The sequence below is a fragment of the Campylobacter troglodytis genome, assembly GCF_006864425.1.
GTDB lineage: Bacteria > Campylobacterota > Campylobacteria > Campylobacterales > Campylobacteraceae > Campylobacter_D > Campylobacter_D troglodytis.
Window position 1 is genome coordinate 1 of record NZ_QHLI01000233.1, and the last position, 536, is coordinate 536.

Below are 536 nucleotides of genomic sequence, written 5' to 3' on the forward strand. Positions count from 1 at the left end.
CTGCTTTTAAAGCAAAATTGTAGCTTTCAAGCTCTTTTATTTTGCAAAAAGAACTTATCAAGGAGAGGATAAAGATATTTATATTTGGGGGTGTTTGATCTTATTGGGCTTTTAAAGACAACGAATATAAATTGTTTTAATTACTCAAAGATCTGGCTCAGGGTAGGTTGGATTTGCAACAATATTTTGATAAACATCACAAATATTTGCCAAACACCATAGCAACTCATCGCTTTAAAGTTTGTATGATTATATATAAGCTAGAAAAATATAATTTAGAAATAAAACGCATCGTTAAAAAATACTGCAAGGAATGCAAGTAAATTCACATAAATTTAGCATAGAATTTATGTGAATTTAAATGGGCATAAAATAAGCGAGTTTTTGCTAAAATTGTGTTTTGAAAATTTGTAGCTAAAAAGGCAAAAATACCAAGTAATAAAATAAACAGCCATCCCCTTTTCACAACTGTTTTTCATAGGCTTTGTCTTAAAAACCCTTAAGTTTAATGAAGCCAAACTTAAAAGGCTTTCAAA

General features: G+C 28.9%; 2 protein-coding genes. One reads left to right on the forward strand and one right to left on the reverse strand.

The window, feature by feature from the left end:
- Nucleotides 1-173 precede the first annotated feature (173 nt).
- Nucleotides 174-323, forward strand: coding sequence for a hypothetical protein (locus tag DMC01_RS14285; protein WP_185908987.1), 150 nt, complete (start codon nt 174-176; stop codon nt 321-323).
- Nucleotides 324-347: 24 nt separating this feature from the next.
- Here DMC01_RS14285 and DMC01_RS14565 read toward each other — a convergent pair.
- Nucleotides 348-536, reverse strand: a 189-nt coding sequence (locus tag DMC01_RS14565) for a hypothetical protein (protein WP_221887179.1), incomplete at its 5' end; no start/stop codon positions are given.